Origin of the sequence: Natronomonas salina, from assembly GCF_013391105.1 — an archaeon.
In the GTDB taxonomy this organism is placed as follows: Archaea; Halobacteriota; Halobacteria; order Halobacteriales; family Haloarculaceae; genus Natronomonas; species Natronomonas salina.
In genome coordinates this window covers 3,297,278-3,318,292 of the sequence record NZ_CP058335.1, presented here as the reverse complement: position 1 = coordinate 3,318,292, position 21,015 = coordinate 3,297,278, and the positions used below count along the sequence as shown (strand labels likewise).

Here is a 21,015-nt window from a genome sequence, read left to right as displayed (position 1 = left end):
TTACTGCTCCGGTTCCTGGAGGCCGCTCTCCGCGTCGCGAGCCTCGCCGCCGACGCCGTGGACCAGCGCCTCCCCGGAGGCCGTATCGAACAGGTGGACCGCCGGCGCGTCGAAGACGACCTCGACGGGGCGGCCCTGCTCGACGTCGGCCTCGGGGTCGACGCTCATGAGCAGCTGGTCGGGGGTCGACTGGCTGTCGCGCTCCATCGTCCGCTCGGCGTCCGCCGAGAGCTGCAGGTAGACGAACGTCTCGTCGCCCATCGGCTCGATGACGTCCGGCGTGGCCTCGATCCGCGAGGGCAGCCGCCCGAGCGACTCCGCTTCGTCCGCCAAGTGGACGTCCTCCGGCCGGACGCCGAACGTGACCGCGTCGCCGACGCTCACCCCGGGGACCGTCGCCGGGTCGAACTCGACGTGGAAGTTCTTCGTCGACAGGCCGTCGTCGACGAGTTCGCCCTCCACGAGGTTCATCGACGGCGAGCCGATGAACCCGGCGACGAAGAGGTTCGCGGGCTCGTTGTAGCAGGTCAGCGGCGGCGCGATCTGCTGGAGCTTCCCCTCGTTGAGGACGGCGATGCGGTTGGACATCGTCATCGCCTCGGCCTGGTCGTGGGTGACGTAGACGATGGTCTGGTTCAGCTCGCGGTGGAGCCGCTGGAGTTCGGTCCGCATGTGGACGCGGAGCTTCGCGTCCAGGTTCGCCAGCGGCTCGTCCATCAGGAAGACGTCGGGGTTGCGGACGATGGCCCGGGCGATGGCGACGCGCTGCTGCTGGCCGCCCGACAGCTCGTCCGGCATGCGGTCGAGCATGCCCTCCAGCTGGACGATGTCGGCGGCGTGGTCGACCCGGCGCTCGACCTCGTTGTCGTCGTACTTCCGGAGCCGGAGGCCGAAGGAGACGTTCTCCCTGACGTCCATGTGGGGGAACAGCGCGATGTTCTGGAAGACCATCGAGACGCCGCGGTCCTTCGGCGCGAGGGTCGTCACGTCGTCGTCGCCGATGAAGACCCGGCCCTCGGACGGCTTGGTGAGGCCGGCGATCATCTCCATCGTCGTCGACTTCCCGCAGCCCGACGGCCCGACCAGGCTGACGAACTCGCCGTCCCTGATCTCCAGGTCGAGGTCGTCGACGGCGGTGACGTCTTCGAAGCGCTTCGTGATGTCGTCGAGTTGTACGCGTGCCATGATATCTTACTCCTTGAGTGCGCCGGCGGTGAGCCCGCTGACGATCTTCTCCTGGGCGACGATCACGATGATCGTCACCGGGATGACGCCGATGATGCTCGCGGCGGCCATGAGGTGGTACATGACCGCGTACTGACCCTGGTAGGCGAGGATGCCCTCCAGGATCGGCGCCCAGTTCTGCGGCTGTCCGTCGGTCATCAGGTACGAGAAGAAGAACTCGTTGTAGACGGCGATGAACGTCAGCACGCCGGCGGTCGCCACGCCGGGGGCCGACAGCGGGACGACGACTCGGAACAGCGCGCCGAGCCGCGTCGTCCCCTCCACCCGGGCGGCGTCCTCGAGGCCGTCCGGGATCTGGGAGTAGAACGTCGTGAGGATGAAGATGGCCAGCGGCAGGAAGATGGCAGACATCGGGAGCACCATCGCCCCCGGCGTGTTGTAGAGGGTCCCGTCGCCGGTGATCGGCTCCAGAACCGTGAACGAGGTGTTGAACAGGTCGTTCAGCGGGATGAAGAACGCTGCCGGCGGGAAGAACGAGATGACCAGCACAAGCAGCATCAGCGGCTGCTTGCCGGGGAACTCGAGGCGCCCGAATGCGTAACCCGCGAGGCTGGCGACGACCAGCACGGCGGCGGTCGTCGCCGCCGCGATGACGAAGCTGTTGAACACGTACCAGTGGAACGGGATGACCTCGAAGACCTCGAGGAACGCCCCGGGGTTGAACCCGTTCGGCGTCAGGAGGATGTCCTGCTGGCGGCCCTCCGGCGTCAGCGCCACCATCAGTAGCCAGTAGAACGGGAACAGCGTCGTGAACAGGAAGAAGATGGTCGCCACGTAGAACAGCGACCGGTAGACCCGCTCGGGGTTGGTGATCGAGCGCGCGACCCACCGCTGGAACGGCCCGCGGTCCAGGTCGGCCTCCTCGTCGTCGAAGACGACGGACCCGCCGTCGGCGGCGGCTGACCGGCGGCCGCGGGTCGGCTCGGAGTCGTCGTCGCTCATCAGTAGATCCCCCCCTCGGTGTCGCGGAAGAAGGCGACGTACGCCGAGAGCATCAAGGCGATCACCAGCGCCGTGGTGAAGGCGACGGCGGCGGCGGTCGCGAAGATGCGGGTGCCGCCGAACATCGCCTCGACGACCAGGCAGGTCAGCGACGGCACCGTCGTGCAGCCGCCGGTCGACTCGATGAGCCCGTAGACGCGCATCGCGTCCATCGTCCGGAACAGCATCGCGACGAGCAGCGCTGGCAGCACCAGCGGCAGCGTGATCCGCTTGAACCGCTGCCACGGGGAGGCCCCGGCGACCCGCGCGACGTCGTAGAGGCTGCGGTCGACGCTCTGCAGGCCCGCGAGGATGAGCAGCGCCATGAACGCCGAGGACTTCCAGATGTCCGCGACGAGGATGATGATGAACGCGTCCCGGCTGTCGGCCAGCGGGTTCTCGCCGAAGACCCCGAGCCACTGCATCAGGTCGGTCCCGAAGCCGACCTCCGGCTGGAACAGCAGGAAGAAGATCATCCCCTGGACGACGATGGGGACGGCCCACGGGAGGATGATGGCCACGCGCACCCACCGTCGGCCGCCGAAGTCCTGGTCGAGCACGTACGCCTGACCGAACCCGATGACCGTCTCGACGACCACGCTGATGACGGCGAAGGCGACGGTCACGAACAGCGCCTGCTGGAAGAACGGGACGCCCAGTTCGACGAAGGGGAACGAGGCCGAGAGGGAGACGTCGACGAACTGCTGGGCGAGCCGGGCGTTCCCGGAGAGCAGGTCGACGTAGTTCTCGAGGCCGACGAACTCGCCCAGCGGCTCCGCCGCGCGCGTCCGGTTCTCCCGGAGCGACGTGACGAACGTCCGCGCGAGCGGGTAGAAGGCGACGAGGCCGAGCAGTGCGAACGTCGGCGCCAGCAGCAGGTAGGCGTAGGCGGCCTCGCTGAGCGACTCCATCCAGTTGACGACCGCGTTGCCGGTCCGGTCGTGCTCGCCGTCCCCACCGCCGAACGGCGACTCGCCGTCAGTCGCCATCGTCGCTCCCTCCGTTACCCTCAGCGACGGCAGCCTCGCTCCGCCTGATGCGGTCGGCGAGGTCGGCCATGATCCGCTCCGGCGGCCCCTCCCCGCGGAAAGCGGCGTGGACCTCGCGGGCGATGACCGACGCCTGCTCGGGCCAGACGTCGGTCACCGGCCTGGAGACGGCGTTCTCGCCGGCGATCTGGATCTGCTCTGTATAGCGGGCCATCGGACCGATCTGGTCGGCGTCGGCCTGCTGGACGAGGTCGAGGACCGGCGGCAGGTAGCCGAGTTGCTCGAAGACCGCGAGCATCACCTCCTCGGTCGCGAAGGCCTCGAGAACCTGCGTGACCCGGTCGAGCTTCTCGGTGTAGGGGTTGATCGTCAGGTGCCAGCCGCCGAGGGCGGCGGCCGTCCCGCCGGTGCCGGGGTGTTCGGCCTCCGACTCGGAGACCGCGTACGGCATCGGCATGACGCCGAGGTCCTCGCCGAAGGCCTCCTCGCCGCCCGCCTCGTTGATCGAGAACGGCCAGTTGCGGTGGGCGACGGCGTCGCCGGCGGTGAACGGGCCGAGCGACTCCGGCTCCGTCCACTGGACGATCGACGACGGGCAGATCTTCCGGTAGCCGTCGAGGGCGTAGTCGGCGTCCTCGCCGTCGATGAACGACCGCATCATGCGGACGGCGTCGAGGACGGGCTCGTCGGCGACGGTGACCTCGCGGTCGCCGGCCGAGAAGAGGTTCTCGGTGCCGTTGAAGTAGGACCCGCCCCAGGTGGTCATCAGCTCGGTGAACGAACAGCAGGCCAGCCCCTCGTAGGGGGCCGCCTGCGTCGTGAAGCCGTACTGGACGTCGGCGTCGTCGCGCGTCTCCGCGACCACCTCGGAGAACCGCTGCCACGACGGCGGCTCGGTGGCCCAGCCGCCCGGGTCGAAGCCGGCGTCCGCCACGAGGTCCTTGCGGTACAGCATCGTCCCGAAGTCCACGAACAGCGGGAGCCCGTGGAGCTCGCCGGTCTCGGGGTGTCTGGCCGTCTCCAGGGCCGCCTCGAGGTACGCCGACTCGACCTCGTCGAGGAGGTCCCCGGGGAGGTGGTCCGCCAGCGGGACGGTCTGCTCCCTGAGGATGAACGGGATGGTCCAGCCGCAGTCCATCCGGAAGATGTCCGGCGGCGCCCGCCCGGACTGGAGGGCGGACTGGGCCGACCGCATCCGCTGGGAGGAGTCGTCCACGCCGGTGCGGACCTCGACGGTGATGTCCTCGTCGAGGCCGGCCGACCGGAGCGCCTCGTGGATGGACGTCCCCTCGTCGGCGTGCATCGCGTCGGCGATGTCGGTGTTGCCCGTCATGACGACGGTGTCCTCGGGCTGCCCCCGGCCGAGACAGCCCGCGACGGCCGTCGCGCCGACAGTCGCCGACGCGGTCGCGGCGAGCAGCGAGCGACGCGACGGCCTGGCCACGGCGGCCGACTCCCTGTCGTTGCCTACCATGTCCTTCCGTCTTCGGCCCGTTCACCCTTTGTATAAAGCGGATTTATCGACCTAAGGGTGACCCCTCTCCGCGGTCGTGTCAGGTAAGTCGACCTTACTGAGAGCCGAAATATCCGGCGGTGAGCCCTGGTTCGAGACGTCGCGTGCGAGGTAGCACCGCAGGAAGCGCTGCTGGCGGTTCGGCTACCGGACGAGCGGCTGGTTGAACGTCGTCTCTTCGTCCATCACGTACGCCCAGGTGTCCTCGCACTCGCAGGAGACCTCCGCGAAGACGGAGGGGTCCTGCCGGAGGTCGAAGTCCTTGATGGCCCGCTGGACGAGGTCGTCGCACTCCCCGCAGTTGTGCGGGCCGCGGTCGGAGCCGTGGCCGACGGGGTCGGAGACGACGATGGCGTCGACGTCCGCGGTCGACTCAAGGACCTCGCAGATCGACCAGAGCCACGGCGGCCGGTAGCCGCCGTCGTGGTACAGTTCCTCGACCATCGTGTGCCGCTGAACGTTGCAGGGGTTCATCGAGACCGTGTGGCAGCCCTCGACGTCCGCGCAGCGGCGGATCGACCGCTCCATGTCCGCGACGGCGTCCGGCTCCGCGAGGAACGGGGGCTTCATCAGGAGGTACGCCTTGACGCCGGCGCCGGCCGCCCGGGCCTCCTCGCAGGCCGCCTCGAACTCCTCGAAGTCGAAGTACTTGTTGACGGCGTCGTGGCGCACCCGGTCGGTCGCCGTCTCGAGGCCGATGGCGACGTCGGTCTCGACGCCGCGGTCGGTGAACTCCCGGAGCTTCTCGCGGTCGACGAAGTCCGGCAGCGACTCGACGACCATCCGGTCGCGGTCGGCGAACGTCTCGGCGATGGCGTCCCGCGTCTCCGCCGGGACCTCCCGCTCGTCGAGGAACGACCCGGAGGTGTAGATCTTGATGAGACCGGCCTCCGCCTCGGCGTTCTCCGCCTCGTGGTCCAGGCAGTGTTGGACCTGCGTCATCAGGTTCTCGTGACCGACGCTGCCGCCGTCGACGGACTCGGCGACGTAGCCGCACATCGTGCAGCCGCCGGCCCGGGCCCACCGGCAGCCGCCGGTATTGAGGATGATCGTCAGCGACTGGCGGACCCCGTCCGGGGTGTTGTCCTCGTCGAGCCACACCCGCGTCGGCTCCGTCGGGTCGTACGTCTTATCGTTGCGGGAGCGGACCTCCCGCATCACCTCGTTGTGGGCGTCCATCCCCCGGCCCTGCTCGTAGGCGTCGGGACTCGGTCGACTCATTGGCCCCGCTACTCGGTCGACGCGGATAGCCGTGTCGCTCCGGGCGCCCTGCGGTTCAGGTCGGGTCTCCGAACAGCGCCTCGAAGACCTTCCGCTCGCCCGACCGCAGGTGCTCGGTGAACGTCGACTGGGAGATGTCGAGGCGCTCGGCGACCTCCTCGCCGGTCCGCGCCCGGGGCCACTCGAAGAACCCCGTCTCGTACGCGACCCGTAGCACCTCGCGCTGGCGGTCGGTCAGGTCCTCCGGGATCGGAGCGCCGAAGCGGTCCGTGCCGGCATCGCCGACGAGTTCCCGACGGGCCACGAGCGAGGTCGACTCGTAGGCCGAGTCCATCAGGGCGACGCACCGGCGGACGTCGACGTCCCCGGGGAACTCGATGGCGAACCGGACCCGCCCGGCCTCCCCCCACATCCGGCCCATGGAGGCTCCCAGGTCGGTCAGGTCGTCGATCAGCGGCGCCCGGTCGACGACGATCTCGTAGCGGCCGCGGCGTTCGTCGACAGCCTCGACCGACCGGACGTTCGCGTGCTCCGCGCCGACCTCGTCGATCCGGTCGGCGTCGATGCCGGGGACCGTGACGAACATCGAGAGCGCGTCGTCGCCCGTCTCGAGGATGCTCTCGACGTCGACGCGATCGTCGACCGCCGACGAGAGGCCGCCGACGAGCGAATCGCCGCTCGTGACCTCGAACTCGAGTTCGACGACGTCGTCCCCGAACAGCGCACGCTCCCGCCGGGTGGCGGTGATCGCCGCGCCGATCAGCTCGCCGAGCTCCCCGAGGACCTCCCGCTCGCCGTCGCCGAACACGTCCGGCTCGTCGGCCGCGATCGCGACGACCCCGTAGAGGGACGACCGATTGACGACGGGGACGTAGGCGATCGACCGGTGGTCGCTTCCCCGCAGGATCGTCTGATCGGCGTCGGGCTCCAGCGACACGTCCTGGACGATCTCCGTGGACGGACCCGTGATCGCCGCCGACAGGGTCGCGGGGGCGTCCGCCAGGGGGACGGGATCGCCCAGTCCGCCCGCGAGTCCAGCGGCGGCCGACGGGTCGATCTCCTCGGCATCGACGTCGTACCGGCCCATCCAGACGGAGCTGTAGGGGTCGGAGGCCGCGAGCCGCTCGCAGACCAGCCGCTCTATCTCCTCGAGCGACGAGGCGCGGACGAGCGACCAGTGGACGTTCCGGATGACCGCGTTGATCCGGTCGCTCGTCCGGAGTTCGCCGCGCCGCTGTGCCAGCCGTTCGCCACGGTCGCGGAGCTGTCGCTCGCGCTCGATCCGTTCGAGCGCGGTATCGAGGCTGTTGCCCAGCGCCATCGCCAGGGAGTACTCGTGGGCGGCGAACGACCGGGTGCGAGCGGCGACCCCGACGACGACCCCGCGGTCCCCGACAGGGACGTGCAGTTCTCGCCAGTTGTCGGTGGTCTCGAGTACCGGCTCGTTCCCGCCGAGGGTGTGCCGCGCCCGGGACTCGCGGTCGGCGGGCGTCGGCATGCCGGCGGAGGCCAGCGTCGCTAACGCGGCACCGTCGCGGGCGTAGACCGTCGCGGCCTCGAGCGACAGGACGTCGACCGCGACGTTCGCGGCAGCCGCCCCCAGTGCGGCCTCCGACTCGGCGGCCAGCAGCTCCTGCTGGCCGGTGACGAGCCGATCGATCGCGCGCTCGCGGTTCCGGCGCTGGGTGACGTCGCGGAACACGGCGAGACGCAAGTTCTGTCCCTCGAAGGTTCTGGACTCGAGGCTCGCCTCGGCCCAGAACCGGTCGCCGTCGGCCCGGACGCACCGGACCTCGACCGTCTCGGGGCGATCGCCTCCGGTCGGGGCGGTATCGCGTACGTGTGTCGCGTCCACGAGGAGGTCCTCGACCGGGCGAGATTCGAGCGCCGAGGCGTCGTACCCCCAGAGCCGTTCGGTCGCCCTGTTGGCGTCGACGATGGTCTCGGACTCGGGGTCGACGACCAGGATGGCGTCCGAGGCCGCGTCGAAGACCTCCCGGTAGTTCGTCCGCGCGCGCCGGCCCTCGACCGCGTTCCGGACCCGGTTGGCCAGCAGGTGGTACTGGTCGGTGCTGGTCGACTTCCGGATGTAGTCGGTGACGCCGGCAGAGACGGCCTCGCTGGCGACCGACTCGCTGCCGCGGCCGGTGAAGAGGATGAAGGGCATCTCGGGGTCGATCTCCCGGACGGCCGAGAGGAGTTCGAGACCGTCCATGCCGGGCATGTGGTAGTCGGAGACGACACACTCCACCGCGTCCTCGCGGACTCGCTCGACGGCGACGGCGGGGTCCGTCTCGCCGTAGGTACGGATATCGTCGACGTCGTCGAGGAACGTGGTCACGAGGTCGACGATCGCCTGATCGTCGTCCACGCAGAGCACCCTGATCGACGGTTGCATTTCCGCAGATAAGTCACCCTCTCAACATGAGTTCGGCCCCCACCTCAGGAGCTGTATCGGGCCGAAGAGGTCACTGATGGGTGCTCACTGCTCGGGTATTTACCACGGCCGACGAGCGGAACTCCGGACGCGGATGCGGTCCGCCGGCAGTACGAACCGGCCGACGAGAACGACGGCACCGCCGGACACGGTGGCCGTCGCGGCCAGGGCGAGCCAGGGGTGGACGCCATGGAGCGCGGCGATGAGCGACGGCGGGAGCACGGCCGGGTAGTGATGCTCGTACGCGCCGCGCTCGAACCGCGCCGGCTCGTCCGGGGCCGCTATCGTCACCGAGAACGACGCCGAACCTCGCGGCGCGACGAGCCGCGATTCCGGCGTCGACTCGACGCCCGGCCCCCCGTCGTAGACGACGACTGTGGGGACCAGTCCCGGGTTCTCGACCTGGCGGGTGAGCGTCGTCGTCCCGCCAGGTTCGACGACGAGGGGGTCGTCGACGTCTCCCCCGTCGACCGCGACCAGGCCGTAGACTGCGGGGCCCGACGCGAGGACCGTCCCCGCGACCGTGACGCCGGCGAACGCGACGGCACCGGCGAGCAGCAGCTCCGAGGTCGGATAGCTCCCCGGCCGCCACCGGCTCCGCGCGACGTCCCGGTCGACGCTCCGGCCGCCGAGGAACGTCCCAGCGGCGATCAGGAGCGCGCCGAGCGCGACGAGCACCGAGGTCCCGCTCACGGGGATCGAGTCGGTCGCGGTCGACAGCGCGCCCTCCAGAGACATGATCGCGGTCCCGAGGTGCGGGATCACGATCGGGTCGCCGCCGACGGTCACGGCCTTCGCGCTGACGCGGTCGGCCGTCACGTACGGCTCGCCGCCGTCCTGGTCGGTGAACGGGTTGGCGTCGCCCCTGGTCTCGTACCCCCGGTCCGTCTCGCCGACGATCCGGTGGGTGGTGGGTCCGCCGCCCTGGATGGACTCGGCCTGGAAGACGACGACGTCGCCGACTTCGGGGTCCCCCGCGACGACCGCAGGGACGACCACGAACCCGTCGCCGGTCTCGATGGTCGGTTCCATGCTGCCGGTCTCGACGTACGCGAGCAGGACGGGCTGGCCGAACGCCGCGCCGAGGACCATCGCCGCGGCTCCGAGCACGAGGATCGTTCGTAGCCACGGGACGGAGCGGAGCGTCGGGTGCACTGTAGAAAATGTACCGTAGTGGGAGTGAGCCGGGAAATATGTGGCTCGGAGTTAGAGCCGCTTAGACAGTAGTGTCTTCAGTTGCAGTAATTTCAACTTGAGTAGTTGTCGGTAGCGTTCCATTCGCCGTATCGATCTCCACTCCGAATACGAGTGTACTGGGAGCTGAATTATTACTATCGTACGGACCAATAGATGCATCAACAAGTTCGGTATCCCGGGAACCCTGGTAAAGGGTAATCCCTGAGGTCGTAACCTCTGTCCCAGACCCATCAAGGATTTTATAATTAATCAACACAGAATTGTTGACGTGGTTCCCGATCTCGACGAGATTGTCGAACCAGGAGACTGCGTTGTCGTTGACAACTGCACCATTAATATCACCGAAATGGAGCTGTACGTGACCATCTGTAGTCGTACTAGCGTATTCACTCGTGTCCGAAACAGGTGCCAGCGAGATATAGGAACCCGAGTCGTTCGCGGTTGTAACGGTCATGTCCCTGTCTGCACTGATTTGCGAGAACGCACCCGATCCGGCGACTAGGCCTGCGCTCGCTGCGATTCCTCCGAGTCCGATGACGAAGTTGCGTCGTTCCATAGTTGTTGTCCGCACCGAGCCGCGCCGTCTGCGGGGCGTTCGATGCTTACCAACTCGATTAGACCAGGAACGTTTCACCTTGATGCCAATTGGTTTGGGTTGCTCTCTGTTGCGTACCCAATACGTATTGGGCCGGTCGCCTCGAACTCCCGTTCTTCCCTCGACCGGCGATTAGTTGAAGAGGGGTGGTCAGAAAGGGTGCGCAGATGCGACCAACCCGCGGGACCGGCGGCGATCGCCGGTTCCGGCTGGCCGGCGCCGCCCTCGTGCTCCTCGGGGTCCTCCTCGCGGGGGGCACGAGCGGCGCGTTCGTCGCCACCAGCGCGGACCGGGGGATGTCCGTAACCGTCGCCGGGGACGCGGACTCCTACCTCGGCATCCGCGACGAGACGGATGCGAGCGGGGCCGCCGTCTCGGTCGGCGCCGGCGAGTCGGCTCCGATCTACTCGCTGTTCGACAACGCGGGCACGTACGACACGACCACGACCGGCGACGTGAGCGCCGAACTGGTGTCCTACGGCGACGACTCGAGCCCGGCGCTGACCGTCGCCGTCGTCACGGACGGAGGCGACGCGGACTGGCGCGTCGAGATTAGCTGCGGCGACGAGACCCGGGACCTGGCGGCCGCCCGCGCGACCGTCGAGTTGACCGCCACCGGTGGCGTCACCGTCGTGGCGACGCGGACGACGAACGGGGAGGTGAATCCGAACTGTGCTTCCTGACGGCCTCGAGGCGTCCGCCGACCGCCGAGCCGGCGACGACCCGTCGGCTCTCGACCGCGCTCGCGTGCGCCTGGACGACCACCTCCCGGTCGTCCTCACGGCGCTGCTCGTCGTGGCCCTCGTCGGCGGGTGGCTCACGTTCGCCGCCTACGCGGCGCCGGTCACCGAGGAACGCGTCGCCGGGTCCGTCGACGGCGAGGGTGGGTACGATTACGGTGCGACCGTCCAGCGTGACAATCCCGTCTACCCGGTGGGGACGCGCCTCGACGACCGGCGGAACTTCGTCGTCCGGATGGCGCCGGAGCTGAACGGCACCTACACGCACGACTACAGGGCCACCGACGTGGAGGACGTGGCGGTCGAGACGACCCTCTCGCTGCAGCTCCGCTCCGTCGACGGCGGGGACGTCTACTGGGAGACCTCGGAGCGACTCGCGACCGAGGGCGTCGAGGGGCCTGCGGGCACGGTCGTCGTTCCCTTCAGCCTCGACGTCGAGGCGCTCTCCGAGCGGGTCGAGGAGATCGAGGGGGAGGTCGGCGGCACGCCCGGGACGGTCGAGGCGACGCTGCTCGCCCGGACCCACACGACGGGGATGGTCGACGAGCAACCCGTCGCTGGCGTCGAGACCACGAGATTACCCCTCGACGCGAAGGGGAACACCTACACGGTTCTCGACGAGGAGCACACCGCCGAGTCCAGACCCGTGCTCGTCAAGCATCGGACGGTCCGCGGGTCGGGCGATCCGCTGGGGGCAGTCGGCGGCCCGCTCGCGCTCGTCGCTGGGCTGGGAGGACTGGCTGCCCTCGCGGTCGGTCGCCTCCTGGGGCGGGTCTCACCGCCCGACCACGTCCGGCGACGCGTCCTCGAACGACGGACCCGCGACGAACTCGACGAGTGGATCACCCGCGGCCGCGTGCCGGGGGAACTCCGTACCGGTCCGCTCGTCGAGGCCGACACCCTGGGCGGCCTCGTCGACGTCGCCATCGACGGCGACGAGCGCGTCATCGAGGACGTCGGTGACGGGTCCTACTACGTCATCGACGGCGGGACGGTGTACGTATTCAGGCCGACCGGGTCGTGGGTGTCGGCATCGGAGCAGGGCGAGGCCAGCGTCCGGGACTGATACCTCATCCCCCTTTCGGGACTTTTGCATCCAGGTCGGGGATGCTCAGTCCCTCACCAGGTCCGAACACCGGACTGATACGATAGCGAGATAGCCGACACCAGCGGCGTCACGGCCTGACTGGCGCTCGCCGTGGGCATCCCGGGGAGTGCTTATCACGGTCGTTCCGCGCCGAATAGCGGAGCGAGACCGCGCCACAGCAGCGTTCCGGCGACGCCCCCGACGCCGTTGACGACCACGTCGAAGGCGCTCATCGTCCGATAGGAAATTGTCCCCTGGACGAGTTCGACGATGACGCCGAACAGCGTCGCGGTACCAGCCGCCGCGGCCAACGTCCGACCGTCCGCGGCCAGTCGAGCGTACCCGATGGCGCCGGCAAGCCCCCCGTAGGCGAGGAAGTGCAGGTAGACGGTCGCGCCGACGCCGAAGAGCGTCGTGGCGGCGCCGTCGCCCGGTTCGAGCACCGAGGCGTAGAGGATAACGACTGCGCAGGCGGCCACCCCGGCGTAGCGGAGCGGCCGGGGCGCCGGCGGCAGCGAGCGTGTCACGGCACAGGGATGAGGGCGCTGGGACTTCAACTGCTCGCTGTCGCTGGCCCGTTCGCCCGCGTAACCCTTTCCGGTTACATCTCGTCGGCAAGTATTACGACGTATGGGTCCGTCTAGCTAGTGACACACGTTACTATGACAGACCTAGGCGGATTCCACGACCACGTCGCTCGCGTCGACCTGACCGACGGGAGCGTCGACTACGAGGGGATAGATCAGGAGGACGCCGAGAAGTACATCGGCGCGCGGGGGCTGGGCGTCAAGTACGTCTTCGACAACGGTCCGGACGTCGACCCGATGGGCCCCGACAACCTGCTGGCGTTCATGAACGGCCCGCTGACGGGCACCCAGACGACGATGAGCGGACGCATCGCCGTCTGCACGAAGTCGCCGCTGACCGGCACCGTAACCGATAGTCATCACGGCGGCTGGTCCGGCGCGCGGCTGAAGTGGGCGGGCTTCGACGGCCTGCTGTTCGAGGGGCAGGCCGAGGACCCGGTGTACGCCGTCGTCGAGGACGGCGAGGTCGAACTCCGGGACGCCTCGCACCTCTGGGGCTCCGGCGTCCACGACACCCGGGACGAACTCGAGGCCGAGGTCGACGGGAGCTACGGGAAGAACCTCTCGATGATGGCCATCGGCCAGGGCGGCGAGAACGGCGTCAAGTACGCCTGCATCGTCAACGAGGACGACCGTGCCTCGGGCCGGGGCGGCACCGGCGCCGTGATGGGCTCGAAGAACCTCAAGGCCGTCGTCGTCAAGTCCACGACGAAGATGCCGAAACCCGCGGATTCGGAGACGTTCAAGGAGGGCCACAAGCAGGCGATGGAGGTCATCCAGGAGTCGGAAGTCACCGCGCCCAACGAGGGCGGCCTCTCGCTGTACGGCACCAACGTCCTGATGAACGCCACCGAGGAGATGTCTGGGCTGCCGACCCGGAACGGGCGGTACACCTCGACCCAGGACGAGGCCGACGCGGACCCCGACGACCCGAACATCGACTCCGAGAACGTCTCCGGCGAGAACGTCCGGGAGAACATCCTCGTCGACGAGCCGACCTGCCACTCCTGTCCGGTGGCCTGCAAGAAGGAGGTCGAGGTCGACGTCGAGCACAAGGGCGAGGACATGAACGTCCGGATGGAGTCCTACGAGTACGAGTCGGCGTGGGCGCTCGGTCCGAACTCGATGAACGACGACCGCGACAAGATCGCGGTGATGATAGACCAGTGCAACGACTACGGGATCGACACCATCGACACCGGGAACATGCTCGCGATGGCGATGGAGGCCTCCGAGAAGGGCTACATCGACGAGGGCATCGAGTGGGGCGACGTCGACGAGATGATCGACATGGTCGAGCGCATCGCCCACCGGGAGGGCGACCTCGCTGACGTCCTCGCCGAGGGCGCCAGCGGCGTCGCCGACGCCCTCGACGCCCACGACTGCCGGCTCGACGTCAAGGGCCAGACGATGGCCGCCTACGACCCGCGCTGCATGAAGGGGATGGGCATCGCTTACGCCACCTCGAACCGCGGGGCCTGCCACCTGCGGGCCTACACCCCGGCGGCCGAGATCCTCGGCATCCCCGAGAAGGTCGACCCCGTCGAGTGGGAGGGGAAGGCCGAACTCTCGGCGACGTTCCAGGACATGCACGCCATCAGCGACTCCTTCGACATCTGCAAGTTCAACGCCTTCGCGGAGGGCATCGAGGAGTACGTCATGCAGTACAACGGCATGACCGGCCGCGACGTCGGTGAGGAGGAGCTGATGCGGGCCGGCGAGCGCGTCTGGAACCTCGAGCGCTACTACAACAACCTCGCCGGCTTCGACGGCGCCGACGACTCGCTGCCGGACCGGTTCGTCGAAGGTCACGAGGACGCCGTCCCCGGCCAGGGTGGCGTCGAGGGGAGCCTGGTCGAACTCGACCGGATGAAGGACGCCTACTACGAGCACCGCGGCTGGGTCGACGGCGTCGTCACCGACGAGAAGCTCGACGAACTCGACATCGACGTCGGGCCCGGCACCGGCGTCTCCGCCGGCGACAGCCCTGCTCCCGCGGACGACTGAGCGAGACCCACCTTCCGTTCTTTCGAACACGCCGAGCAGCCGACCGGCTCGAGCGATAGTGCGGCGGCCGGATACCGGCCACTGCTGCACTTGCAGGCCCGGAAGCTAAGGCCGGAATCCACCTTATATAGTACGGTTGCTGACTTCGCATGTTCCTGGAAGCTACGCATACGCGACGGGCCGGGGGAATCGCACCCGCACAGCCACTGCCGGTCGGGAGGTGCCGCCGATGACGACCGCCAGCGAGGACGCGGCGCCGAAGGCCGAGGCCGAGGAGGCCGTCGAGGAGTCGGCCGCCGAGGCCGACCTCCGGGGCTGGGAGCGGGCCGCCTCGACCGCCCTCGGCGGCTTCATGCTGGTCGGCGGGCTCCGGCGCCGGTCGCTGGCCGGCCTCGCCAGCGCCGGCGTCGGCGGCGCGCTGCTGTACCGTGGGCTCGGCGACTGGAGCCCGCTCCAGCGCGGCGGCCGCGACGCCGAGTCCGAGGTGTACCGGAGCGACCCGTCGGCCGCCGAGCGCCCGGGCGGCGTCGAGCGCAGCATCATCGTCGGGAAACCGGCGGAGGAGCTCTCGGAGTACTGGCAGGACGCCGAACACCTGTCCCGGCTGCTCGGCGAGTTCGCCGAGGTGAGCGACGCCGAGGGCAACCGCCTCCGCTGGGAGATGACGGGACCGCTCGGCCGGAAGTTCTCGTGGGAGACCCGGACCATGCTGGACCGCCCCGGCGAGGAACTCCGCTGGCGCTCCACGGGCGACGCGGCGGTCGCCAACGAGTGGACCGTCCGCTTCGAGGAACTGGCGGACGGCGAGGAGACCAAGGTGACGCTGACGGTCGCCCTCGACCCGCCGGGCGGCGCCGTCGGGCGGGCGATCGCGGGGCGCCTGCTGCCGGAGGCCGCGGTCGGAACCATCCTCGATCGGTTCAAGAGCCTCGTCGAGACCGGCGAGATTCCGTCCCTGGAGAAGAATCCCTCCGCGCGCGGCACCGGCGACCGGATTTAGCGGGGCCGCGCGGCATCGGCGGCCGGCTCCCGCCGGCTGCGGCCGCGTTCGGCTACACGGTCGCAGCCCCGTTCGACTACAGTTCGGACTGGTCGGCGTGCGACCGCACCCACAGTTCGCCGATCCGCGAGAGCCGGGTCCGGTAGGACTTGCCGTGGGACTCCTGCTCGATGTACCCCTTCCCGCCGGGGCCCAGCCGGTCGACGTTGTAGATGACCTTCGAGCGGAAGCTGTCGGTGTACTCCTCGCCGAGTTCGCGGGCCAGCGTCTGGGCGAGCTCGGAGACCGACTCGAACTCGCCGTGCTCGCCGAGCGTGAAGAGGATGAGCTCCTCGAACGGCTTGACGTTCGAGAACGAGGCGACCGGGAGCTCGATGATGTGGCTGTCGCCGAACTTCTTGGCGCCGATGGTGGTGCCCCGCTCGTCGAACTCCTCCAGCAGGTCGTCGGCCACCTCGAGGTGCTCCTCGACGCGGTCGTCCTCGACGTCGCCCTCCAGGAGGTCCGAGAGCAGGTCGCGGTGGGCGCGCAGCTCCTCGGCCAGTTCGGTCTCGAGGTACTTCTCCGGGACCGTGTAGTAAGTGTGGATGCGGTCGCGGTCGCCCTCCCGTTCGACCATGATGGAGTGGGCCGCCGTCGCAAACGCGAAGGAGACCGTCCGCGGCATCGCCGAGACGTTCACCCAGACCTCGCCGCCGCTGTCGAGTTCGCTGTTGATGAGGTCGTAGGCCTGCTCGAAGGCCGCGTCGTAGTCGTAGACGTCCTCGACGACGAACTGCTCGGTCTCGGCGCCCAGCAGGTTCGTGAAGTCCTTGTCGAGCTTGTCGGCGAGGTTCCGGGAGTACTCGACGTTCGCCTCGCTGCCGACCGCCCCCTCCAGCAGCACGACGCGGTCCACGTCGAGCTGATCCCGGACGAGCGGCGCGATGAGCCGGTCGTAGTCGAACCCGACCGGGACGATGTGCACCTGCATACCGGCTACAGCGCGCGTGTGGTTATAAAAGCCTGCAGAGTGCGCCGAAGGCGGCCCCGTTCAACACATCTCGCCGGTGTCCTTCCAGTCGTGGGCGTCGCGGAGCGCGACCTCCACCTCGTAACCGCAGAACTCGCAGTAGAAGGCGGCCTTGGCGTGGCCCGCTGGGAACTCCTCGCTCTCGCCGTGTTCCTCGCAGGTGACCCGGATGCCCCGTTCGGGCCCGTCGGGCGACTCGACGATGTATCGTGACACGTAGTGGCGTAGTGGGCGCGCGGTAATGAATTGTGGCATCGCAGAGTCCGGGGCGGGAGCGGAGCCTGCGATCCGTGTCCAGTCAGCGCCGCCAGTCCCAGTTCTCGCGTCGAGAGGCGAGGAGGCCGGTCCCCGCAGCGGCGAGCACGACGAAGGTCGCCGCCGCGATGCCGAATCCGACGTCGAGACGGCTCTCCTCGGCCGCCGCGGGCGTCGCGGTGTCCGCGCCGCGGACCTGCAACTGGCCGGCCTCGACGCCCTCGACGGCGACCGAGCGCTCGCCGGCCGCCTGGGCCGGCAGTTCGAACTCGACCGTGGTGGACTCGCCGCCGTCGAGGGTCACCTCGCGGGTCTCGACGGTCTCGCCGTCGACGGAGACCGACACCGACTCGGTCGCCCGTCGTTCGCTGGGGTTGGCGACCGTCGCGCGGGCGGTGGGTTCGTGGCCCGCCCGGACCTGGTCGGCCGGCACCTCGGCGTCGGTGACCTGCAGCGGCCGCCGTTCCGGCAGGGCGACCGCGAACGTCGAGAAGCCCGGCGTCACGGCGGTGACCGTCGCCGCGTCGCTGGCGGTCCCGTCGGTCGAGGTCTCCGCGCTCGTCCACTCGCCGTCGTGGTACCGCAGTACCTGGACGGCCTCGGGGGCGACGTCCGACGGCAGGGCGTCCGCGTCGACCTCGAGGGTCAGCGTCGCCCGCTCGACGTCGTCCAGGTCGGTCTCGACGTCGAAGTACGCGAGCGAGACCCCGGAAACCGGTTCGTCGGTCGCGTTCGCCGTGGGGCGGGTCACCCCGATGTCGAAGGCTTGCCCGTCGCCGACGCCGACGTCGATTGCCTCGACGCCGACGGTCCGGCCGTCGGTCGCCGGGCCGCGCAGATCGATCGAGACGTTCTCGCCGTCGTCGACGCCCGAGACCGACGCGACGGTTTCGTTCTCACCGGTCTCGACGTCGACCGACGGCCCCGGGTCAGCCACGCCCGAACTCGTCGGAGTTGTGGCTGGAGTGGACGCACCGCCGTCGTCCGGGGTCGGCGTCGAGTCGACCGACTGGTTCGATGGGAATCCGGGCGTCCCGGTCGGTTCGGACTCCGCCTCCGGGGTCGACGTCTCCGTCTCCTCCGGGAAGGGGAACCGCTCCCGGTCGTCCTGCGAGGAGGGCGTGTCGGGCGTCGCTTCGGGCGTCTCCGGCGTCGGGTCCTCCGACGGGTCGAGGGGCTCGAGCACGGAGTCGACCACGTCCGACGGGCCGTCGTCGGAGTCCGACCCACCCTCCGGCGACGACTCGCCGTCGCGCTCGTCCGAGTCCGCGTCGGTCGTGGCGTCGTCGCTATCACTATCCGCCGACTCCGAACCTCCCTCCTCCGCGGCGTTCGCGTGGTCCGGCGGACCGTCGTCCGCCTCGTCGCCCGCTTCCTCTTCGCCGGCGTCGTCGTCACCGTCGGCTTCGGCGTCATCGTCGTCGGCGTCGCCGCCGTTCGCGTGGTCGGGGGGACCGCCGCCGTCTCCGCCCCCGGCGTGGTCGGGCGGGCCGCCCTGGAGCGCGGCCCCGGGGACCGCAGCCCCGGCCACGAGGACCAGCACCACGAGAGAGAACACGGAAAACTTTCCCATAGCGGATGCTGTGCCCCCGGGAGGATTGTTATCGGGAGAGAAATCCGGTAAGCCCGCCCTGGCCGCCGATGGCCCGAATCAAGCCGATCACCACGCGATCGCGTCACACGGATACGTGCCGGTTCGCGCGACTCAGCCCCGCACAGTCGGTTTCACCTCTCCATACCTCCGTAATTGGGTGGCGTTACCCGCCCTGCCGATGGGAGAGATACGAAATCCCGTGCCACGAGTCGGCCCGTGCGGGAGATGGGTCAGTCCGCGGTCAGGCCCTCGAAGTAGAGGTCGGTGTCCTCCTCCGGCGACTGGACGGTGGCCGCCGAGACGCCGACGGTCACCAGCAGGCCGAGCAGCATGCAGTAGATAGAGACGCCCCAGCCGAGGTAGGCGTCGGCGAAGAGGGTGACCGACCCGACGGTCACCGGGTCGACGAAGTTGAACAGGACGTAGACGGCCTGCGGGGCGACGATCCCGGCGATCATCCCCGGGCGTGTCGTCTTCCGCCAGTACATCGCGACGATGACGGGCAGGGCCAGCTGGGCGAACCCGCCGAACGCGAGGTCGCCGATGCTGACGAGGATGGAACCGACGGTCCCGCCGCCGAACGCCGAGGCCTCCGCCCAGATGCTCGCCGCCAGCGCCGCGGTCGCGAAGACCGCCACACCCGCGCGGGCTAGCAGGTCCTCGCGGGTCGGCGAGATGGTCTCGTCGACCAGCGGGCGGTAGAGGTCGCGGGTGAAGTACGAGGACCCCGAGAGGAGCATCGAGTCCGACGAGGACATCATCGCGGCGATGGCGCCGGCGATGACGAGCGCCGCGAACCACGCCGGGGTGTACTCGCCCAGCAGGACCGGCAGGATGCTCTCGCCCGCGGTGACGTCGGCCTCGAGGCCCAGTCCGGCGGCCCAGGTCCCGAGGATGAACGCGGGGACGAACAGCAGCAGGACGAGGACGGGCCACAGGGCGAACGACCGCTTGAGGACGGTCTCGGAGGACGCGGCGAAGAACCGCTGGTTCACCTGCGGGAACATCGCGACGCCGAAGGCGATGGAGATGGCGAAGGTGAGCATCGTCGCCGGCGTGTAGAAGCCGCCGCCGAGTGCGAGGAACTCGGGGTTCGTCTCCTCAAGACCGGCGTTGATCGTCGCGATCCCGCCGTCGACGGCCACGAGGACCCACAGCATCGCCGCCCACACCATCACGAGCATGAAGGCGCCCTGGAGGGTGTCGGTCCAGGCGATGCCGCGCATCCCCGCCAACGCGACGTAGAGGATCATGAAGACGGTGACGAGCGTCGCGCCGGCCCAGAAGGGGAAGGTGCCGCCGGTGAGCGACGCGAGGGCGGCGCCGGCGCCGATCTGCTGGAGCATCACGTACGGGAACAGCCAGAACAGCGAGACGACGGCGACGAGCGCCCGGAGGGCGGTCGACCCGAAGCGGTCGCCGAGCATCTCCCCGAGGGTCACGTAGCCGTGCCGGTGGCCGAGGAGCCACTGCTTGTAGCCGACGACGTACCAGAGGACGGCGAAGATGACCCCGTCCATCAGCCCCATGACGAGGATCCACTCCGGACCGAACGCGTAGGCGTTGTCGGGGCCGCCGAAGAAGGTGAACGCCGACAGCAGCGTCGCGAACACGGTGAACAGGAGGACGACCGTGCCGAACGTCCGGCTCGCCAGGTAGAAGTCCTCGGCGGTGCGGTCGGTGAGCCGGTAGGCGACGAGCCCGACCGCCAGCGCGACGAGCAGGTAGCCGACGATGATGCCGAGCTGGAGGGTCGCCGTCACGCCCGCTCACCTCCGGTCGGCCGCGTGTCGGTGATGCCGATGCCCCAGGCGCGCCGCGCGAACAGGCAGAAGACGACCGAGGACAGCGTCAGCCACCCGACGTGCCACCAGAGCCACAGCGGTAGCCCCAGGGCTATCCGGCTGTCGCCCCAGAGGAACCAGGGGATGGCCAGGGCCATCAGGACCGCCATCGCTACCGCCCACCCGTACCGTTCGACCTTCGAGACCATCGTTACGACCGATTATCGGACGGAGGTGCCTAAACGTTGCTAATCGTCGACGAACGTCGGCGTCGAAGAGAATTATTCTTCAGTACACGCGCGTCCCGTTCGGCACCTCCCGCTCCGGCTGGAGGTGGACGACGTTCCCGTCGGCGTCGTCGACGCCGGTGACGAGACACTGGCTCTCGTAGCCGGCGATGGAGACGGTCCCGAGGTTGACGACGGCGACGACCTGACGACCGACGAGGTCGTCGGGGTCGTAGAGGTCGGTCAGGCCGGCCGCGGACTGCCGGGTCTCCTCGCCGAAGTCGACCGCCAGCTTGTAGACGTCCTTCCGGGCCTCCGGGAACGGTTCGACGCTCGTCACCTCTCCGACCCGCATCTCGACGTCCTCGAGGAACGTCGTCGGGTCCACGTCCGCTTCTTCGATGCCCATGGGTCGACGTGGACGCCGGCCACCATAAACGTCGACGGGACCGCCGCGGCCGGCGCTCGACGGTCGGTTGCCGGTCCGTGCCATTTATATGTCGACCGGAACGTATTTAAACCGACCATGGGCTCGCTCATGGAT

Annotated in this window: 19 protein-coding genes; 4 read left to right on the top strand and 15 right to left on the bottom strand. The window is 69.1% G+C overall.

The window, feature by feature from the left end; all coding sequences use genetic code 11:
* From HWV07_RS17190 to HWV07_RS17155, 8 genes are all read right to left on the bottom strand, one after another.
* Nucleotides 1–1,185 carry an ABC transporter ATP-binding protein gene (locus HWV07_RS17190; protein ID WP_178335499.1) on the bottom strand — a complete coding sequence of 395 codons (1,185 nt, stop codon included), beginning with the start codon at nt 1,183–1,185 and terminating at the stop codon, nt 1–3.
* Nucleotides 1,186–1,191: 6 nt separating this feature from the next.
* Nucleotides 1,192–2,187, bottom strand: a complete 996-nt coding sequence (locus tag HWV07_RS17185) for a carbohydrate ABC transporter permease (RefSeq protein ID WP_178335498.1) — start codon at nt 2,185–2,187, stop codon at nt 1,192–1,194.
* Nucleotides 2,187–3,215 carry a carbohydrate ABC transporter permease gene (locus HWV07_RS17180; protein ID WP_178335497.1) on the bottom strand — a complete coding sequence of 343 codons (1,029 nt, stop codon included), beginning with the start codon at nt 3,213–3,215 and terminating at the stop codon, nt 2,187–2,189. The genes HWV07_RS17185 and HWV07_RS17180 overlap by 1 nt, the downstream gene beginning before the upstream one ends.
* Nucleotides 3,205–4,689, bottom strand: a complete 1,485-nt coding sequence (locus HWV07_RS17175) for an extracellular solute-binding protein (protein WP_178335496.1) — start codon at nt 4,687–4,689, stop codon at nt 3,205–3,207. Before HWV07_RS17175 ends, HWV07_RS17180 begins: the two co-directional genes overlap by 11 nt.
* Nucleotides 4,690–4,872: 183 nt before the next feature.
* Nucleotides 4,873–5,949 carry an archaeosine biosynthesis radical SAM protein RaSEA gene (locus HWV07_RS17170; RefSeq protein ID WP_178335495.1) on the bottom strand — a complete coding sequence of 359 codons (1,077 nt, stop codon included), beginning with the start codon at nt 5,947–5,949 and terminating at the stop codon, nt 4,873–4,875.
* A gap of 55 nt (nt 5,950–6,004) precedes the next feature.
* The gene (locus HWV07_RS17165; protein WP_178335494.1) at nt 6,005–8,320 is read right to left on the bottom strand and encodes a bacterio-opsin activator domain-containing protein; all 2,316 of its coding nucleotides are present in this window, start codon (nt 8,318–8,320) and stop codon (nt 6,005–6,007) included.
* Nucleotides 8,321–8,446: 126 nt separating this feature from the next.
* The gene (locus HWV07_RS17160) at nt 8,447–9,541 is read right to left on the bottom strand and encodes a signal peptidase I (protein WP_178335493.1); all 1,095 of its coding nucleotides are present in this window, start codon (nt 9,539–9,541) and stop codon (nt 8,447–8,449) included.
* Nucleotides 9,542–9,602: 61 nt separating this feature from the next.
* On the bottom strand, nt 9,603–10,139 hold the full coding sequence (locus tag HWV07_RS17155; RefSeq protein WP_178335492.1) for a hypothetical protein: 537 nt from the start codon (nt 10,137–10,139) through the stop codon (nt 9,603–9,605).
* A 206-nt stretch (nt 10,140–10,345) separates the two neighbouring features.
* Here HWV07_RS17155 and HWV07_RS17150 point away from each other — a divergent pair, with 206 nt between their 5' ends.
* Nucleotides 10,346–10,861: a hypothetical protein gene (locus tag HWV07_RS17150; protein ID WP_178335491.1), complete on the top strand. Its 516-nt coding sequence runs from the start codon at nt 10,346–10,348 to the stop codon at nt 10,859–10,861.
* A complete protein-coding gene (locus HWV07_RS17145; protein ID WP_178335490.1) occupies nt 10,851–11,984 on the top strand; it encodes a DUF5305 family protein in 1,134 nt (377 codons plus the stop codon). Before HWV07_RS17150 ends, HWV07_RS17145 begins: the two co-directional genes overlap by 11 nt.
* 155 nt (nt 11,985–12,139) lie before the next feature.
* On the opposite strand, the gene HWV07_RS17140 is transcribed toward HWV07_RS17145, so the two are convergent.
* Nucleotides 12,140–12,532 carry a VanZ family protein gene (locus HWV07_RS17140; RefSeq protein ID WP_178335489.1) on the bottom strand — a complete coding sequence of 131 codons (393 nt, stop codon included), beginning with the start codon at nt 12,530–12,532 and terminating at the stop codon, nt 12,140–12,142.
* A 135-nt stretch (nt 12,533–12,667) separates the two neighbouring features.
* On the opposite strand from HWV07_RS17140, the gene HWV07_RS17135 reads away from it, so the two are divergent.
* A complete protein-coding gene (locus HWV07_RS17135) occupies nt 12,668–14,599 on the top strand; it encodes an aldehyde ferredoxin oxidoreductase family protein (protein WP_178335488.1) in 1,932 nt (643 codons plus the stop codon).
* A gap of 229 nt (nt 14,600–14,828) precedes the next feature.
* Complete coding sequence (locus HWV07_RS17130; protein ID WP_178335487.1) at nt 14,829–15,599, top strand: SRPBCC family protein; 771 nt, start codon at nt 14,829–14,831, stop codon at nt 15,597–15,599.
* 76 nt (nt 15,600–15,675) lie between these two features.
* Here the strand turns inward: HWV07_RS17130 and HWV07_RS17125 are convergent, their stop codons facing one another.
* The 6 genes from HWV07_RS17125 to HWV07_RS17100 form a co-directional block, all read right to left on the bottom strand.
* Nucleotides 15,676–16,572, bottom strand: a complete 897-nt coding sequence (locus tag HWV07_RS17125; RefSeq protein WP_178335486.1) for an HFX_2341 family transcriptional regulator — start codon at nt 16,570–16,572, stop codon at nt 15,676–15,678.
* A 60-nt stretch (nt 16,573–16,632) separates the two neighbouring features.
* Nucleotides 16,633–16,827: a hypothetical protein gene (locus HWV07_RS17120; RefSeq protein WP_178335485.1), complete on the bottom strand. Its 195-nt coding sequence runs from the start codon at nt 16,825–16,827 to the stop codon at nt 16,633–16,635.
* A gap of 82 nt (nt 16,828–16,909) precedes the next feature.
* A complete protein-coding gene (locus HWV07_RS17115) occupies nt 16,910–18,439 on the bottom strand; it encodes a CARDB domain-containing protein (protein ID WP_178335484.1) in 1,530 nt (509 codons plus the stop codon).
* Nucleotides 18,440–18,690: 251 nt separating this feature from the next.
* Nucleotides 18,691–20,223: a sodium:solute symporter family protein gene (locus HWV07_RS17110; protein WP_178335483.1), complete on the bottom strand. Its 1,533-nt coding sequence runs from the start codon at nt 20,221–20,223 to the stop codon at nt 18,691–18,693.
* Complete coding sequence (locus HWV07_RS17105) at nt 20,220–20,453, bottom strand: DUF3311 domain-containing protein (RefSeq protein WP_178335482.1); 234 nt, start codon at nt 20,451–20,453, stop codon at nt 20,220–20,222. Before HWV07_RS17105 ends, HWV07_RS17110 begins: the two co-directional genes overlap by 4 nt.
* Nucleotides 20,454–20,532: 79 nt before the next feature.
* Nucleotides 20,533–20,880 (bottom strand): tRNA-binding protein, encoded by a 348-nt coding sequence (locus tag HWV07_RS17100; RefSeq protein ID WP_178335481.1) that lies wholly within the window; start codon nt 20,878–20,880, stop codon nt 20,533–20,535.
* Between the last annotated feature and the right edge of the window lie 135 nt (nt 20,881–21,015).

Coding starts and splice junctions, on each gene's coding strand:
- HWV07_RS17170 (WP_178335495.1), bottom strand. CDS start 5,949: ATGAGTCGACCGAGTCCCGACGCCTACGAGCAGGGCCGGGGGATGGAC.
- HWV07_RS17125 (WP_178335486.1), bottom strand. CDS start 16,572: ATGCAGGTGCACATCGTCCCGGTCGGGTTCGACTACGACCGGCTCATC.
- HWV07_RS17135 (WP_178335488.1), top strand. CDS start 12,668: ATGACAGACCTAGGCGGATTCCACGACCACGTCGCTCGCGTCGACCTG.
- HWV07_RS17100 (WP_178335481.1), bottom strand. CDS start 20,880: ATGGGCATCGAAGAAGCGGACGTGGACCCGACGACGTTCCTCGAGGAC.
- HWV07_RS17175 (WP_178335496.1), bottom strand. CDS start 4,689: ATGGTAGGCAACGACAGGGAGTCGGCCGCCGTGGCCAGGCCGTCGCGT.
- HWV07_RS17130 (WP_178335487.1), top strand. CDS start 14,829: ATGACGACCGCCAGCGAGGACGCGGCGCCGAAGGCCGAGGCCGAGGAG.
- HWV07_RS17180 (WP_178335497.1), bottom strand. CDS start 3,215: ATGGCGACTGACGGCGAGTCGCCGTTCGGCGGTGGGGACGGCGAGCAC.
- HWV07_RS17155 (WP_178335492.1), bottom strand. CDS start 10,139: ATGGAACGACGCAACTTCGTCATCGGACTCGGAGGAATCGCAGCGAGC.
- HWV07_RS17150 (WP_178335491.1), top strand. CDS start 10,346: ATGCGACCAACCCGCGGGACCGGCGGCGATCGCCGGTTCCGGCTGGCC.
- HWV07_RS17190 (WP_178335499.1), bottom strand. CDS start 1,185: ATGGCACGCGTACAACTCGACGACATCACGAAGCGCTTCGAAGACGTC.
- HWV07_RS17105 (WP_178335482.1), bottom strand. CDS start 20,453: ATGGTCTCGAAGGTCGAACGGTACGGGTGGGCGGTAGCGATGGCGGTC.
- HWV07_RS17185 (WP_178335498.1), bottom strand. CDS start 2,187: ATGAGCGACGACGACTCCGAGCCGACCCGCGGCCGCCGGTCAGCCGCC.
- HWV07_RS17115 (WP_178335484.1), bottom strand. CDS start 18,439: ATGGGAAAGTTTTCCGTGTTCTCTCTCGTGGTGCTGGTCCTCGTGGCC.